Genomic DNA, 13,946 nt, shown 5'->3' with positions numbered 1-13,946 from the left:
GCTCGGGGCTGGTGGGCGTGGGGCGCTGGCTGCTGGCGCTGGTGACGCTGTCGGGCGCGGCGTACTCGGTGAGCTTCCTCGCCGGGGAGCGGTGGCCCACCTACCGCACGCTCAACGCGCTCACCGGCGTTTGGGCCGTGTTCTTCGCCGCGTCGCTGGTGAACCTGGGCACCATCTGGCCCAGGCATGGTCCGCGCATGGCCATGGGCCTGCTCAGCGTGTTCGTGGCCTTCAGCGCGCTCCTCGCGCACGAGCAGTCCCTGGAGCTGTTCGCCCTGCCCCAGGGCCGGGAGCTGGCGGTGATGGAAGAGGGCGCGAACCTCGTCGTCCCGGACCGCAAGCCCCGCGTCTTCGTGCTCACCGCGAAGCAGTCGGACTCCACCGCGCCGTTCCACTACCTGGACGAGTTCGGCTCCGTCTCCGTGGACGCGGAGTGGGTGGCCAAGGAGATGCTCAAGGCCCTGGTGAAGGAGCGCTTCCCCCGCGAGCGCGACGTGAGCGGCCTCTACCGCTTCGCCGCCGGCCCCGTGGCCCCGGAGCCGCGCAACTACGACATCCTCATCGACATGCGCCGCCAGCACGTGAGCGCCGTAAGCCCCATCCTCCAGAAGCCCCGCTAGTGTCCCGGAAGACTGGGGAATCCCTGATGCGTGCGCTCGGCTCCCACCCGGTTTTCCGGAAAGAAGCGTTGGGCGCCGGGCTCCCGCGGCGCATCCTGAAGGTTCGCCCCCACCGGACGCGCGAATCCGGGTAATGAATCAACGGGTGAGGTCCTCCGTTCCCCTTTGCGCCACCGCGAGCCCCGGGATGACTCCGTCCCGAGGAGACGCCCGAGGAGAGGCCCGCTGATGGACGGAGCGCGTCCGGTGCGGCACGACTGGGTGTACCTGGGCGCCGGCTGGGCGGACCAGGTGCGCTCCCCGCCGGGCCCGGACGTGGTGACGCAGGTGACGGCCTGGCGCGAGCAGGGCCGGCCCTTCGCCGTCGCCCGCCAGGAGCCAGAGGACGCGGACGACACGCTGCGGCTGGGGCTCACCCTGCCCGGCCGCCGCCACCTGTCCCTGCACGTGGCCCTGTCCGCCGTGGAGCGCCACCTGCCGCCGCCCACGGTGCAGGAGGTGCGCGCCTCCGCCCCCGCGGCCTGGGGGCCCGCCCTGGATGACGTCATCGCCCTGGGCAGCGCGTTGGATTTGACGGTGGGCGTCTTCGGTTCGCTGGCCTGGCAGCACCGCTCGGGCGTGCCCTACGTGCGGCCGCTGTCGGACGTGGACCTGCTGTTCGCCCCGGCGCGCTGGTCGGACGTGGAGCGGCTGCTCTTCGGCCTGGAGGCGGTGTCCCGGCGCCACTCGGTGGTGCGCCTGGACGGCGAGGTGCTGCTGCCGGACGGCGGCGCCGTGTCCTGGCGCGAGCTCGCGCTGGAGCCCGAGCGCATCTGGGTCACCGGCCCGCGCGGCGCCAGCCCCCGCACGCTGCGGGAGCTGCGCGCGCTCTTCCCCGCCGAACCCTGAAACACCCAAGGAAGTTCGCGCTCCACGTGAATACGTGTGTCCGCCGACACGTCACGCAGGCCGCGCTCACAACCCGTTTCCACTGCCCGCTTCGAATGACTCACGAGGCTTTTCACGCTCCGCGTGACGCCCGCGCGCGTCATCTCCCTGGACAAACCCGGAAGAACATGAAGGCCGAGCCCCCCGTGCGTCTTCCCTCAGCAACAACAGAGGGTTGCAAGCGACACCGGGCAGGCGGAGGAGCAGGCTTCCGGCACCCGGCCCGCTTGGCCGGGGCGTCCAATTGTCACCCTGTGAATGGTTTGGTAAAGGTTGTCTTTGGGGGCGATTGGGGCCTCTCCGTCACGATGATGGGATTCTCCGTACAGCGTTGGGCCGCCTGGGCCCCCGGGCTCGTCAATCCTGCCTCCTGGGAAACGTGGCTCGCGACACCGCATCCGCTCCCCGCCGAAGGTACGCCCGCGCTCGCGGCGATGCCCGCGATGATGCGCCGCCGCGTGGACCGGCTGGGCCGCATCGCGCTGCAGGCGGCGTACGACGCGCACGTGGACGCGCCGGACGCGCCCGTCATCTTCGCGTCGCGTTACGGCGACCTGGGCCGTTCGGTGGAGCTGCTCACGCAGCTGGCGCGCCCGGAGCCGCTGTCGCCCACGTCGTTCAGCCTGTCGGTGCACAACGCCATTGGCGCGCTCTACTCCATCGCGCGCGGAGACACGTCCGCGTACGGCGCCATCGCCGCGGGGGAAGAGACGGTGGAGGCCGCCTTCACGGAGGCGTGTGGCCTGCTGTCGGACGGTGTCCCCCGGGTGATGGTCGTCGTCTACGACGAGCCCGTGCCCGCGCCGTGGGAACACTTCTCCCGGGATGTGGCGTTTCCTCATGCATGGGCTTGCCTCCTTTCAGCCAGCACGGGCGCGGATGCCATCCACCTGGACTGCGCGGATGCGCCTGCCACATCGCCGGAAGCAGCGGACCTCCCGGCGGACCTGCGCGCCCTGCGCTTCCTCGTCTCCGGTGCCTCGCGGTGGGAGCACGCGACGGGCGGCCGGCGCTGGCGGTGGGCACGCAATGCTTGAGAAGCTCGACCGGCCGTGGCGCATCTTCGCCACCGGGTTGTCCTTCGCCACCTTCGGGCTGGGGGGCCTGGCGCTGCGCCTCCTCTTCTTCCCGCTGCTCACGCTCTTCGTGCGCGATCCGAAGCGGCAGCAGCGGCTGGCGCGCCTGGCGGTGCACCACACGTTCCGCTTCTTCATCGGCTACATGCGCGCGCTGGGCGTGCTCCGCTACGAATTGCAGGGCGTGGAGAAGCTGGCGCGCTCCGGGCTGCTCATCCTGGCCAACCACCCGTCGCTCATCGACGTCGTGTTCCTCATCTCGCTGGTGCCCAACGCGGACTGCGTCGTCAAGGCGAGCCTGGCGAACAACCCCTTCACGCGCGGCCCCATCCGGGCGACGCGCTACCTGTGCAACGACTCCGGTCCGGGCCTCATCCAGGACTGCATCGCGTCCGTGAAGGCCGGCAACAACCTCATCATCTTCCCGGAGGGCTCGCGCACGCCGCTGGACGGGAACATGCAGCTGCAGCGCGGCGCCGCCAACATCGCGGTGCGCGGGCCGTGTGACATCACGCCCGTCATCATCCGCTGCGAGCCGCGAGGCCTCACCAAGGGCATGCCCTGGTGGAAGGTGCCGGAGCGGCCCATGCACTACGTCATTCGCGTGGAGGACGACATCCACGTGTCGGCCCAGGACGCGGAAGCCGGCGAGGCCGCGAAGGCCGCGCGCCAGCTCACCACCCGTTTGCACGACCATTTTCTAAGGGGGAGCCAGGAACATGTTGGAGCTTGAGCAGGAGATAAAGCGTCTGGTCATCGAGACGCTGAACCTCGAGGACGTGAAGCCGGACGACATTGATCCGGCCGCGCCGCTGTTCGTCGAGGGGTTGGGGCTGGACTCCATCGACGCCCTGGAACTCGGCCTCGCGCTGCAGAAGTCCTATGGCGTCGTGCTGGCGAGCGACTCCAAGGAGAACCGCCGCCACTTCGCCAGCGTTCGGGCGCTCGCGGATTTCGTCAGCAACCACCGCACCAAGTCCTGACAGCGCCGTCCAAAAAACAAAGCGAGGAAACCCCATGACCAAGCACGAGCTGTTCGAGCGCCTGAGCGCCATCCTCCAGGAAACCTTCGACATCGAGCCCTCCCGCATCATCCCGGAGGCGCGGCTGCACGACGACCTCGACATCGACAGCATTGACGCCATCGACCTGCTGGTGCGCTTGAAGCCCATCGCCGGCCAGCGCGTTCCGCCGGAGGTCTTCCGCTCCGTGCGCACGCTGCAGGACGTGGTGGACGCGCTGTACGGCCTGCTCGGCAGCGACTCCGCCGCGGCGTGAAGCGTCTGCGTCCGGTGCTGTTGGGGCTCTTGAGCCTCGCCTACCCGCCGCTCGTCTATCTGGGGCTGGGCCACTTCGAGCCCCGCTGGATGGCGTTGCCCCTGGCGGCCATGGCGGTGGTGCGCGCGGTGGCCACGCGGGAGAAGATGTGGCTCGCGGCCGCGGTTGGCGCGCTGGTGCTCGCGGGCTCCAGCATGCTGGGCAACAACGCCCTGCCCCTGAAGCTCTATCCGGTGCTGGTGAACGGAGTGCTCCTCGCTGTCTTCGCCACCAGCCTGGCCTATCCGCCCAGCGTGATTGAGCGGCTGGCGCGGCTTCGGGAGAAGGACCTGCCGCCGTCGGGCGTGGCCTACACGCGCAAGGTGACGCAGGTGTGGTGCGGTTTCTTCGTCCTCAACGGCGCGCTCGCGCTCACCACGGCGCTCTTCGCGAGCGACGCGGCCTGGGCGCTCTACAATGGCCTCATTGCCTACGGCCTCATGGGCCTGCTCTTCGCCGGCGAATGGGTGGTGCGGCAGCGGGTGCGCGCACGGCACGCCCATGGCTGAGCCGCTCGCGCTCGAAACCCTCCTCGTCCACGGCCGTCCCGCCGGGCACCCCGTGGCCCGAGGCGAGGACGGCGTGCGGGACGCCGGTGCGTTCCGCGCCCGGGTCGCCCGCTGGCGCGCGGCCTTCACCGCGCACGGAGGCCAGCGCTTCGCCCTCTTCACCGAGGACACCTTCGACTTCGCCACCGCGCTCTTCGGCGCCTGGCACGCGGGCGCGTGCGTCTACCTGCCCGCGGACGCGCGCCCCGCCACGCTGGACGCGCTGAAGGCCCATGTCGACGGCTTCGCGGGCCGGGCCCCGCAAGGCCAGACGCCGCTCGCGCCCGCGGGGAACGAGGACGTCGCCCCCGCCGCGCTCCAGGCGCTCTCACCGGACCTCGCCGCGCTGGTCGTCTACACGTCGGGCTCCAGCGGCGAACCCACCGCCATCCCCAAGCGCCTGTCGCAGCTGTCCAGCGAGGTGGCCACGCTGGGCCGCCTGTTCGACGCGGACGTGGGCGACGTGCCGGTGCTGGCCACCGTGTCGCACCAGCACATCTACGGCCTGCTGTTCCGGGTGCTCTGGCCGCTGACGTCGGGCCGCCCCTTCGACACGCACGTCCTGCCCTACCCCGAGGACATCCTGTCCGCGCTCCAGGCGGGCCCCGGCCTGCTGGTGGCGAGCCCCGCGCACCTGAAGCGCCTGCCCTCGACGCTGGACTGGGCGGCCGCGCGCGGGAACCTGCGCGGGCTGTTCTCCTCCGGCGGGCCGCTCACCCCCGAAGCGCTCCAGGCCTGCCGGGACCTGCTGGGCCGGGCGCCGGTGGAGGTGTACGGCAGCTCGGAGACGGGCGGCGTCGCGTGGCGCTGGCGCGACACGGACGACGGCGCCTCCTGGCGCACGATGCCGGGCGTGGAGGTGCGCGCGGAGGAGGACGCGCTCTGGGTCCGCTCGCCCCACCTGGCGCTGCCCCCGGGCGAGTGGTTCACCACGGAGGACCGCGCGCGGCCCGTGCCCGGCGGCTTCGAGTTGCTGGGGCGCCGCGACCGGCTGCTCAAGCTGGAGGAGAAGCGCGTGTCGCTCTCCGCCATGGAGCGCGCGCTCGTGGCCAGCGGCCTGCTGCGTGAAGCCCGGGTGATTCCCCTCACCGAAGGGCACCGGGTGATCCTGGCGGTGGTGGGGGTGCCCTCCGCGGACGGCTGGCAGCTCCAGGAGTCGGGGGGCAGGCGCTCCTTGAGTCAGGCGCTGCGCGAGAAGCTGGCCCCGCATTTCGAGTCCAGTGCCTTGCCGCGCCGGTTCCGGTATCTGGAGGTCATGCCGGTGAACTCGCAGGGCAAATCCACCGAGGCGGCGCTCGCCGCGCTCTTCGACCCGAAGCGTCCCCCGTTCCGCGTGCTGGAGCGCTCCGGCGAACGCGCGCTCCTGGCGGTGGACGTCCCCGCCAACTCGCCGTACTTCGACGGGCACTTCCCGGGCTCGCCCATCCTGCCCGGCGTGGTGCAGCTGGACTGGGCGCTGATGCTGGGCCGCGAGCACTTCGCGCTGCCGCCAGACTTCCAGCGCATCGAGACGCTGAAGTTCCAGCAGGTCATCCCGCCCGGCGCGCAGCTGACGCTGGAGCTCACCTGGGCGAAGGAGTCCGGGCGGCTGGGGTTCAAGTTGACGTCGGCCGCGGGCTCGCACGCCAGCGGCCGCATCGTGTTGGGCGGAGGGGCAGGATGAAGGTCTGCGCGGTGATTCCGGTCTACAACCACGGCGAGGCCGTGGGCGCGGTGGTGAAGGCCGTCCGGGGCCACGGGCTGCCCTGCGTGCTGGTGGATGACGGCAGCGAGCCCGGCTGCGCGGCGGTGCTGGACGGCCTGGCGCGCGAGGACAGCGAGCACGTGGAGGTGGTCCGCCTGCCCCAGAACGAGGGCAAGGGCGGCGCGATGATGGCGGGCCTGCGCGCGGCCCTCTCCCGGGGCTACAGCCACGCGCTGCAGATCGACGCGGATGGCCAGCACAACGCGGGCGACATCCCCCGCTTCCTCGCCCTGGCGAAGGCGCAGCCGGACATGCTGGTGTGCGGCACGCCCGTCTACGACGAGTCCGTGCCCAAGGGCCGGCTGTACGGCCGCTATGCCACGCACATCTGGGTGTGGATCAACACGCTGTCGTTCGCCATCCGCGATTCCATGTGCGGCTTCCGCGTGTATCCGCTGCAGCCCACCGTGGCGCTCATCGACTCCGTGAGGATTGGCAAGCGGATGGACTTCGACGTGGAGGTGCTGGTGCGCCTGTTCTGGCGCGGCATGCGCATCCTCAACCAGCCCACCCAGGTGCGCTACCCCACCGACGGCATCTCCCACTTCGACGTGCTCTGGGACAACGTGCGCATCTCCGGCATGCACGCCCGGCTCTTCTTCGGGATGCTGGGCCGGCTGCCCGTGCTCCTCTGGCGGAAGGTGGCCAGATGAAGTCCCGCCATTGGGCGGAGATGGGGGAGACCACCTTCGTCGCGGGCATCTGGATCCTCTACTGGATCCACCGTCTGCTGGGCCGCTGGCCCTTCCGCCTCTGCCTCTACCCGGTGGTGCTGGTGAACTGGCTGAGGCGGCCCGCGCTGCGTCAGGCGTCCGGCCAGTACCTGGAGCGGGTGCAGGCCGCCACCGGGGCCCTGGGACATGCGCCCCGCTGGCGCGACAGCGTGCGGCACGTGCTGATGTTCGCGGAGACCATGCTGGACAAGCTGCTCGCGGTGAGCGGGCGCTACCGCTTCGAGCGCGTCCGCACAGAAGGCCGCGAGGAGTTCTACCAGGTGGCCACGTCCGGCCGGGGCGGCGTCATCGTCACCGCGCACATGGGCTGCCTGGAGCTGTGCCGCACCATGGCGGAGCGCCGGGGCGAGGTGAAGCTCAACATCCTGGTGCACACGCTGCACGCGGAGCAGTTCAACCGCCTGCTCAAGCGGCTCAACCCGGAGAACGACTTCCGGCTGATGGAAGTCACCGACATGGGCCCGGCCACCGCCGTCGCGCTGAACGAGCGCGTGGAGGCCGGCGAGTTCGTGGTCATCGCGGGCGACCGCATCCCGGTGAATTCCGCGCAGACCGTGCGCGTCGACTTCCTCGGGCACCCGGCGCCATTTCCGGTGGGCCCCTACGTGCTGGCGGCGCTGCTCAAGTGTCCGCTCTACCTGCTGGGCTGCATCCATGAAGGCGACGGCTACACCATCCACTTCGAGCGCCTCTTCGAGCGCGTCGTGCTGCCCCGGGGCAAGCGCGAGCAGGCGCTCACCGACTGTGCCCGGCACTACGCGGGCCGGGTGACGGCGCTCCTGCAGCGCGCCCCCTACGACTGGTTCAACTTCTTTCCCTTCTGGGATCAGGTGCATGTCTCCGCGAAGCCCCCAACTCTCTGACACTCCGGTCCGCTTCGACGGCACCCGGCTGACGCTCGAGGACGTGGCCGCCCTGTCGCGGCGCGAGCGCCCCGCGGAGCTGGGCACGGCCCCGGCCTTCCGCCAGCGCATCGCCAAGGGCGCCGCGTTCCTGGACCGCCTTTTGGCGGAGGACGGCGTCATCTACGGCGTCACCACCGGCTACGGTGACTCCGTGACGGTGTCCATCCCGCCCGCGCTCGTGGCGGAGCTGCCGCACCACCTCTACACGTACCACGGCATCGGCGCGGGCCGGTTCCTCACGCCCGAGGAGACGCGCGCGGTGCTGGCCACGCGGCTGGCGTCCCTGTCGCAGGGCTTCTCCGGCGTGGGCATTCCGCTGCTCACCCAGCTGGAGCTGCTGCTCAAGCACGACGTGCTGCCCCTGATTCCCGCGGAAGGGTCCGTGGGCGCGTCCGGAGACCTGACGCCGCTCTCCTACGTGGCGGCGGTGCTCTGCGGCGAGCGCGACGTCTGGTACCGGGGCGAGCGCAGGCCCGCGGCGCAGGTGCTCCAGTCGCTGGGCATCGCGCCGCTCAAGCTGCGCCCGAAGGAGGGCCTGGCCATCATGAACGGCACCGCCGTGATGACGGCCCTGGCGTGCCTGGCGTGGGAGCGCGCGGAGTACCTGTCGCGGCTCGCCACGCGGCTGACCGCCTTCAACGTGCTGGCGAGCGCCGGCAACGCGCACCACTTCGACGAGACGCTCTTCGCGGCGAAGCCTCACGCGGGCCAGCAGCGCGTGGCGGCCCGGCTGCGCGCGGACCTGGTCACGGACCGGCCTCCGCGCAACGAGCAGCGGCTCCAGGACCGGTACTCGCTGCGCTGCGCGCCGCACGTCATCGGCGTGCTGGAGGACGCGCTGCCGTACTTCCGCACGCTCATCGAGAACGAGCTGAACAGCGCCAACGACAACCCGCTCATCGACCCGGATGGCGAGCGGGTGCTGCACGGCGGCCACTTCTACGGCGGCCACATCGCCTTCGCCATGGACGGGCTGAAGACCGCGGTGGCCAACGTGGCGGACCTGCTGGACCGGCAGCTGGCGCTGCTGGTGGACCCGCGCTTCAACCACGGGCTGCCCGCGAACCTGTCCGCGTCCACCGGCGCCCGCGCGGCCATCAACCACGGCCTCAAGGCGGCGCAGATCAGCGTCTCCGCGTGGACCGCGGAGGCGCTGAAGCAGACCATGCCCGCGTCCGTCTTCTCCCGCTCCACCGAGTGCCACAACCAGGACAAGGTGAGCATGGGCACCATCGCCGCGCGCGACTGCCTGCGCGTGCTGGAGCTGACGGAGCAGGTGGCGGCGGCCATGCTCATCGCCGCGCGCCAGGGCGTCACCCTGCGCCAGCGGCTGGACGCGGACGCGAAGCCGGGGCCCGCGCTGGCCGCGATGCAGGCGGATCTGGAAGCGCGCATCCCCTTGCTGGTGGAGGACCGGGCGCTGGACGTCGAGCTGCAGGGCCTGCTCACCGCCATCCGCCGCCAGGAGTGGAGGCTTCATGAAGCCTGACCTGAGCTGCGAGCTGCTGATTGACCCGGCGTTCCACGATCTCGACATGATGGAGATCGTCTGGCACGGCCACTACGTGAAGTACCTGGAGCTGGCGCGCGCCGTCATCCTGCGCAAGCACGACTACGACTGGCCGCAGATGCGCGAGTCCGGCTACGGCTGGCCCGTGGTGGAGATGAAGCTCAAGTACGTCTCCCCCATCCGGTACAAGCAGCGCATCATCGTGCGCGCCGAAATCACCGAGTGGGAGAACCGGCTGCGCTTCGACTACCTGCTGCGCGACGCGGACACCGGCCGCAAGGTGAACCAGGCCCACACCATCCAGGTCGCCGTGTCGTTGAAGACGGGTGAGATGGAATACGTCTGCCCGGAAGTCCTCTGGCAGAAGCTGGGAGTGAGGCCGGAATGAAGCCCTTCCTCGTGTTGACCTTCGCGCTCGTGTCCCTGAGCGCCCACGCCGCGGACCTGGTGAAGGACGTGCGCGCACGGCTGGTGGACGCGCCGCTGGTGCGCGGCCGGTTCGAACAGAAGAAGTCCGTGGCGGGCTTCAAGAAGCCGCTCGTGTCCAAGGGGGACTTCCTCCTCGCCCGCGACCAGGGCGTGCTGTGGAACACGCGCACGCCGTTCGCGTCCACGCTGACACTCACGCGCAAGTCGCTGAGCGCGCAGCAGGCCACCGGCGGCGCGGCCTACCACCTGGACTCCACCAAGGAGCCCGCGCTGGCGGCGGTGAACGAGCTGCTCTTCGCGCTCCTGTCCGGCGACGTCGCGGCGCTCCAGAAGCGCTTCAAGGTGGAGGGTGAGCTCGTCGGCGACAAGGGCTGGAAGCTGGAGCTGACGCCCACGGACGCGGGGCTCGCGCGCGTCTTCAAGCACATCCACCTGGAGGGCGACGGCTACGTGCGCCAGGTGCAGCTGGACGAGTCGCGCGGCGACAGCAGCGTCATCACCTTCGAGCAGCTGGCCCAGACGCCTCCCCCCGACGCGACGGAAGCAGAGCGCCTTGGCAAATAAGCTGGCCATCCTCTGGGCCCTGGTGGTGCTCGCGGTGGGCGTGCACCAGGTGCGATTCTGGCGTTCGGCGAGCCTGGACACGGACGTGCTCGCGCTCCTGCCGGAGGACGAGCAGGCGCCCGAGGTGGACGCCGCCACGCGCAAGCTCGCGGACGACGCGGGCCGGCAGCTGGTGCTGCTGGTGGGCGCCAACGACTGGCCGTCCGCGCAGAAGGCCGCGGACGAGGCCACGCGCGTGCTGTCGGAGGCCTCCGGCCTGCTGGAGCCGGCGGTGGTGGACACCTCCACGCTGGACCAGGCGGTGGAGTTCTACCGTCCCTACAGAGACCGGCTGCTCACGCCCGCGCAGCGCCAGTGGCTGGCGAAGGCGACGCCGGACGAGCTGGGCGGCACGGCGCTGATGAAGCTGTACCAGCCCGCGGGCGCGCAGCTGACGGACTGGAACGCGGATCCGCTGGGCCTGTGGCAGGACTGGTGGCAGGCCCGCGCGGCGGAGACGTCCGCCCGCCCCCGCGACGGACGCATGTGGCTGTCCGGCGAGGGGCGCGAGTGGGTGCTCCTGATGTGGAAGAGCAAGGTGTCCGCCTTCGCGCTGGGGGACGGCTCGCGCGTCACCGCCGCGGTGGAGCGGGCGCGCTCGACGGTGGAGGCAGCGGTGCCCGGAGGCCGGCTCGTCGCCGCGGGCGTGCCGCTGTACGCGGAGGCCGCCGCCGCTCAGGCCAGCTGGGAGATGTCCACCATCGGCTTCGGGTCGCTGGCGGCGGTGCTCGTCTTGGTATGGCTCACCTTCCGGTCGCTGCGGCCCATCCTCCTCGTGGGCGTGTCGCTCACGCTGGGCTGCGCGGTGGCGCTGACGGTCACCGCGCTCGTGTTCGACCGGGTGCACCTGCTCACGCTCGTCTTCGGCTCCAGCCTGGTGGGCGTGGCGGAGGACTACGGCTTCCACTACTTCGCCGCGCGCCAGGGCAAGGCCCCGTCGGAGCGCGGCCCGGTGATGCGCGCGCTCTTGCCCGGCATGGTGCTGGCGCTCGTCACCAGCGTGGTGGCGTACCTGGCGCTGGGTGTCGCCCCCTTCCCGGGCCTGCGGCAGATGGCCGTCTTCTCCGCCGCCGGCCTCACCGCCGCGTTCCTCACCGTCGTGTGCTGGTTCCCGTCGCTGGACACGGGCGCCCTGCCCATCACGTCCTTCTCCGAGCGCTTCTCCGCGTCCATCACGCGCTGGCCGCGCATCACGTCCACGCCGCTCTGGTGGGGGACGGGCGCGGTCCTCGCGGTGCTCGTGGCCGTGGGCCTCTGGAAGCTGGAGCCCCGGGACGACCTGCGCCAATTGCAGGGCGCGCCCCCGAACCTCATCGCGGATCAACGCGAACTGGGGCGCCTGCTGGGCCTGCCCAGCCCCGCGCAGTTCTTCCTGGTGCAGGGGGACAGCGACGAACAGGTGCTCGCGCGCGAGGCCGTGCTGAAGACGAAGCTGGACGCGCTGGTGGCCCAGAAGGTCTTCGCGGGCTACCGCGCCGTGTCCGACTGGCTCCCGTCCGAAGCGCAGCAGCGCGAGGACGCGGCCCTGAGCGCCCGCGCGGAAGGCCTGGCCGTCGCCGCCGTCAGCGAGTCCACGGGTGAGGCCCCCACGCGCGCCGCCTTCTCCCAGGAGCCGCTCACGCTCCAGCACTTCCTCTCCGGTCCCGCCGCGGCGGCCATCCGGCAGCAGTGGCTGGGGACGCTGGGCAAGGCGCAGTACAGCGTCCTCATGCTGCGCGGCCTCAACGACCCCAAGGTGCTGCCGCGCCTGGAAGAGGTGGCGCAGGGCCTGGAGGGCGTCCGCTGGGTGGACAAGACGGCCGAGATTTCAGGCCTGCTCAGCCGCTACCGCCGCATCATGGGCGGCCTCATCGTCGCGGGCTACCTCGCGGTGCTGCTCACGCTGGTGGCCCGCTTCGGGCGCCAGGCGTGGCGCGCGTGGGTGCCGTCCGTGCTGGGCACGCTCCTGACGCTCGCCATCTTCGGATGGGCGGGCGCGCCGCTGCAGCTGTTCACCGTGCTCGGGCTGGTGCTGCTGCTGGGCATGGGCGTGGACTACGGCATCTTCCTCCTGGAGCACCCCGGTGACGGCTCCGCGTGGCTCGCGGTGGCGCTGGCCGGTGTGAGCACGCTCCTGTCCTTCGGGCTGCTGGGCCTTTCCGCCACGCCCGCGCTGCGGTCGTTCGGCCTCGCCATGCTGCTGGGCGAGGTCACCATCTGGATCCTCACCCCTTGTTTCCGTCTACCACCCGGGAAAGCCACACATTGAAAACTGAAACTGCGGACATCCTCATCATTGGCGCGGGCCCCGCGGGCTCCGTCGCGGCCGGTCTCCTTCGCAAGCAGGGGCGTGACGTCCTCGTGCTGGAGCGCGAGCAGTTCCCGCGCTTCTCCATTGGCGAGAGCCTGCTGCCGCAGAGCATGGAGTACATCCAGGAAGCGGGCTTCCTCCAGGACGTGGTGGAGGCGGGCTTCCAGTTCAAGAACGGCGCGGCCTTCGAGCGCGCCGGCAGGTACACGGACTTCGACTTCCGCGACAAGTTCAGCCCCGGCTGGGGCACCACCTACCAGGTGGAGCGCGGCACCTTCGACCACGTGCTGGCCAAGGCCGCGGAGAAGAAGGGCGCCACCGTCCGCTTCCGCCACGAGGTGCTGTCCGTGGACTTCTCCGGCGAGCAGCCGGAGGTGACGGTCCGCTCCCCCGAAGGCGAGACGTACCTCGTGAAGGCGCGCTTCGTCCTGGACGCGAGCGGCTTTGGCCGCGTGCTGCCCCGCATGCTCAACCTGGAGACCCCGTCCAACTTCCCCGTGCGCGGCGCCATCTTCACGCACGTGCAGGACAACATTCCGGTGGGCACCTTCGACCGGAACAAGATCCGCGTGACGACGCACCCGGAGCACGTGGACGTCTGGTACTGGACCATCCCCTTCTCCAACGGCCGCTGCTCGCTGGGCGTGGTCGCGAAGAAGGAATTCCTGGACCAGTACACCGGCACGGACACGGAGCGGCTGCAGGCCATCGTGAAGGAGGCCCCGTCGCTGCGGAACCTGCTGAAGGACGCCGTCTGGAGCATGCCCGCGCGCAAGCTCACCGGCTACGCGGCCAACGTGAAGTCGCTGTGGGGGCCGGGCTTCGCGCTGCTGGGCAACGCGGGTGAGTTCCTGGACCCGGTGTTCTCCTCGGGCGTCACCATCGCCTTCAAGTCCGCGAGCCTCGCCTCGGCCTGTATCGCCCGCGCGTTCGCGGGGGAGAAGGTGGACTGGGAGAACGAGTACGCGAAGCCGCTCAAGGCGGGCGTGGACACGTTCCGCACCTTCGTGGAGTCCTGGTACGAGGGCGGCTTCCAGGACATCATCTTCCACCCGAACCCGTCGGAAGACGTGCGCCGGATGATCTCCGCCATCCTCGCGGGCTACGCGTGGGACAAGAACAACCCCTACGTCTCGGACAGCAAGCGGCGCCTGACCGTCCTCGAGGGACTGTGCAAGCCCGCCGCCTGATCCCCGCCCTGTTCGTCGCGGGCCTCGTGGCCTGTACCTCCACGCCCCGGCCC

14 protein-coding genes and 1 pseudogene are annotated in these 13,946 nt (G+C 70.8%); all 15 read left to right on the top strand.

Annotated elements, in window-relative coordinates; genetic code table 11:
* Positions 1–620 (top strand): annotated as a pseudogene (locus D7X55_RS23115) (hypothetical protein); the annotation flags it as partial.
* Between the two features lie 228 nt (positions 621–848).
* Positions 849–1,508 carry a malonate decarboxylase holo-[acyl-carrier-protein] synthase gene (gene mdcG / locus D7X55_RS23110; protein ID WP_121724205.1) on the top strand — a complete coding sequence of 220 codons (660 nt, stop codon included), beginning with the start codon at positions 849–851 and terminating at the stop codon, positions 1,506–1,508.
* Positions 1,509–1,855: 347 nt separating this feature from the next.
* Entirely contained in the window at positions 1,856–2,584 is a 729-nt protein-coding gene (locus tag D7X55_RS23105; RefSeq protein ID WP_167510803.1) for a beta-ketoacyl synthase chain length factor, read from the top strand.
* Positions 2,577–3,356 carry a 1-acyl-sn-glycerol-3-phosphate acyltransferase gene (locus D7X55_RS23100; protein ID WP_120549223.1) on the top strand — a complete coding sequence of 260 codons (780 nt, stop codon included), beginning with the start codon at positions 2,577–2,579 and terminating at the stop codon, positions 3,354–3,356. The genes D7X55_RS23105 and D7X55_RS23100 overlap by 8 nt, the downstream gene beginning before the upstream one ends.
* Positions 3,343–3,606, top strand: coding sequence for a phosphopantetheine-binding protein (locus D7X55_RS23095; RefSeq protein ID WP_120549224.1), 264 nt, complete (start codon positions 3,343–3,345; stop codon positions 3,604–3,606). Before D7X55_RS23100 ends, D7X55_RS23095 begins: the two co-directional genes overlap by 14 nt.
* A gap of 34 nt (positions 3,607–3,640) precedes the next feature.
* The gene (locus tag D7X55_RS23090; RefSeq protein WP_120549225.1) at positions 3,641–3,901 is read left to right on the top strand and encodes an acyl carrier protein; all 261 of its coding nucleotides are present in this window, start codon (positions 3,641–3,643) and stop codon (positions 3,899–3,901) included.
* A complete protein-coding gene (locus tag D7X55_RS23085) occupies positions 3,898–4,449 on the top strand; it encodes a hypothetical protein (RefSeq protein WP_120549226.1) in 552 nt (183 codons plus the stop codon). Before D7X55_RS23090 ends, D7X55_RS23085 begins: the two co-directional genes overlap by 4 nt.
* Positions 4,442–6,151: an AMP-binding protein gene (locus D7X55_RS23080; protein WP_121724204.1), complete on the top strand. Its 1,710-nt coding sequence runs from the start codon at positions 4,442–4,444 to the stop codon at positions 6,149–6,151. The genes D7X55_RS23085 and D7X55_RS23080 overlap by 8 nt, the downstream gene beginning before the upstream one ends.
* The gene (locus tag D7X55_RS23075) at positions 6,148–6,885 is read left to right on the top strand and encodes a glycosyltransferase family 2 protein (protein ID WP_120549228.1); all 738 of its coding nucleotides are present in this window, start codon (positions 6,148–6,150) and stop codon (positions 6,883–6,885) included. The genes D7X55_RS23080 and D7X55_RS23075 overlap by 4 nt, the downstream gene beginning before the upstream one ends.
* Positions 6,882–7,829 carry an acyltransferase gene (locus tag D7X55_RS23070; RefSeq protein WP_121724203.1) on the top strand — a complete coding sequence of 316 codons (948 nt, stop codon included), beginning with the start codon at positions 6,882–6,884 and terminating at the stop codon, positions 7,827–7,829. Before D7X55_RS23075 ends, D7X55_RS23070 begins: the two co-directional genes overlap by 4 nt.
* Complete coding sequence (gene hutH, locus D7X55_RS23065) at positions 7,801–9,360, top strand: histidine ammonia-lyase (RefSeq protein ID WP_121724202.1); 1,560 nt, start codon at positions 7,801–7,803, stop codon at positions 9,358–9,360. Before D7X55_RS23070 ends, hutH begins: the two co-directional genes overlap by 29 nt.
* Positions 9,350–9,769 (top strand): thioesterase family protein, encoded by a 420-nt coding sequence (locus D7X55_RS23060; RefSeq protein ID WP_120549231.1) that lies wholly within the window; start codon positions 9,350–9,352, stop codon positions 9,767–9,769. Before hutH ends, D7X55_RS23060 begins: the two co-directional genes overlap by 11 nt.
* Complete coding sequence (locus tag D7X55_RS23055) at positions 9,766–10,374, top strand: outer membrane lipoprotein carrier protein LolA (protein ID WP_120549232.1); 609 nt, start codon at positions 9,766–9,768, stop codon at positions 10,372–10,374. The genes D7X55_RS23060 and D7X55_RS23055 overlap by 4 nt, the downstream gene beginning before the upstream one ends.
* Entirely contained in the window at positions 10,364–12,661 is a 2,298-nt protein-coding gene (locus D7X55_RS23050; protein WP_120549233.1) for an MMPL family transporter, read from the top strand. The genes D7X55_RS23055 and D7X55_RS23050 overlap by 11 nt, the downstream gene beginning before the upstream one ends.
* A complete protein-coding gene (locus D7X55_RS23045; RefSeq protein WP_120549234.1) occupies positions 12,658–13,893 on the top strand; it encodes an NAD(P)/FAD-dependent oxidoreductase in 1,236 nt (411 codons plus the stop codon). The genes D7X55_RS23050 and D7X55_RS23045 overlap by 4 nt, the downstream gene beginning before the upstream one ends.
* The last annotated feature ends 53 nt before the right edge of the window (positions 13,894–13,946 follow it).

The organism is Corallococcus sp. AB049A, from assembly GCF_003668885.1.
Classification (GTDB): Bacteria; Myxococcota; Myxococcia; order Myxococcales; family Myxococcaceae; genus Corallococcus; species Corallococcus interemptor.
Note: the sequence above shows the minus strand (reverse complement) of the source record. Positions and strands in the feature narration are given on the sequence as shown.

Excerpts from the sequence above, each read along its gene's own strand:
- mdcG (WP_121724205.1), top strand. The coding sequence starts at position 849 with ATGGACGGAGCGCGTCCGGTGCGGCACGACTGGGTGTACCTGGGCGCC.
- D7X55_RS23105 (WP_167510803.1), top strand. The coding sequence starts at position 1,856 with ATGATGGGATTCTCCGTACAGCGTTGGGCCGCCTGGGCCCCCGGGCTC.
- D7X55_RS23100 (WP_120549223.1), top strand. The coding sequence starts at position 2,577 with ATGCTTGAGAAGCTCGACCGGCCGTGGCGCATCTTCGCCACCGGGTTG.
- D7X55_RS23095 (WP_120549224.1), top strand. The coding sequence starts at position 3,343 with ATGTTGGAGCTTGAGCAGGAGATAAAGCGTCTGGTCATCGAGACGCTG.
- D7X55_RS23090 (WP_120549225.1), top strand. The coding sequence starts at position 3,641 with ATGACCAAGCACGAGCTGTTCGAGCGCCTGAGCGCCATCCTCCAGGAA.
- D7X55_RS23080 (WP_121724204.1), top strand. The coding sequence starts at position 4,442 with ATGGCTGAGCCGCTCGCGCTCGAAACCCTCCTCGTCCACGGCCGTCCC.
- D7X55_RS23075 (WP_120549228.1), top strand. The coding sequence starts at position 6,148 with ATGAAGGTCTGCGCGGTGATTCCGGTCTACAACCACGGCGAGGCCGTG.
- D7X55_RS23070 (WP_121724203.1), top strand. The coding sequence starts at position 6,882 with ATGAAGTCCCGCCATTGGGCGGAGATGGGGGAGACCACCTTCGTCGCG.
- hutH (WP_121724202.1), top strand. The coding sequence starts at position 7,801 with ATGTCTCCGCGAAGCCCCCAACTCTCTGACACTCCGGTCCGCTTCGAC.
- D7X55_RS23060 (WP_120549231.1), top strand. The coding sequence starts at position 9,350 with ATGAAGCCTGACCTGAGCTGCGAGCTGCTGATTGACCCGGCGTTCCAC.
- D7X55_RS23055 (WP_120549232.1), top strand. The coding sequence starts at position 9,766 with ATGAAGCCCTTCCTCGTGTTGACCTTCGCGCTCGTGTCCCTGAGCGCC.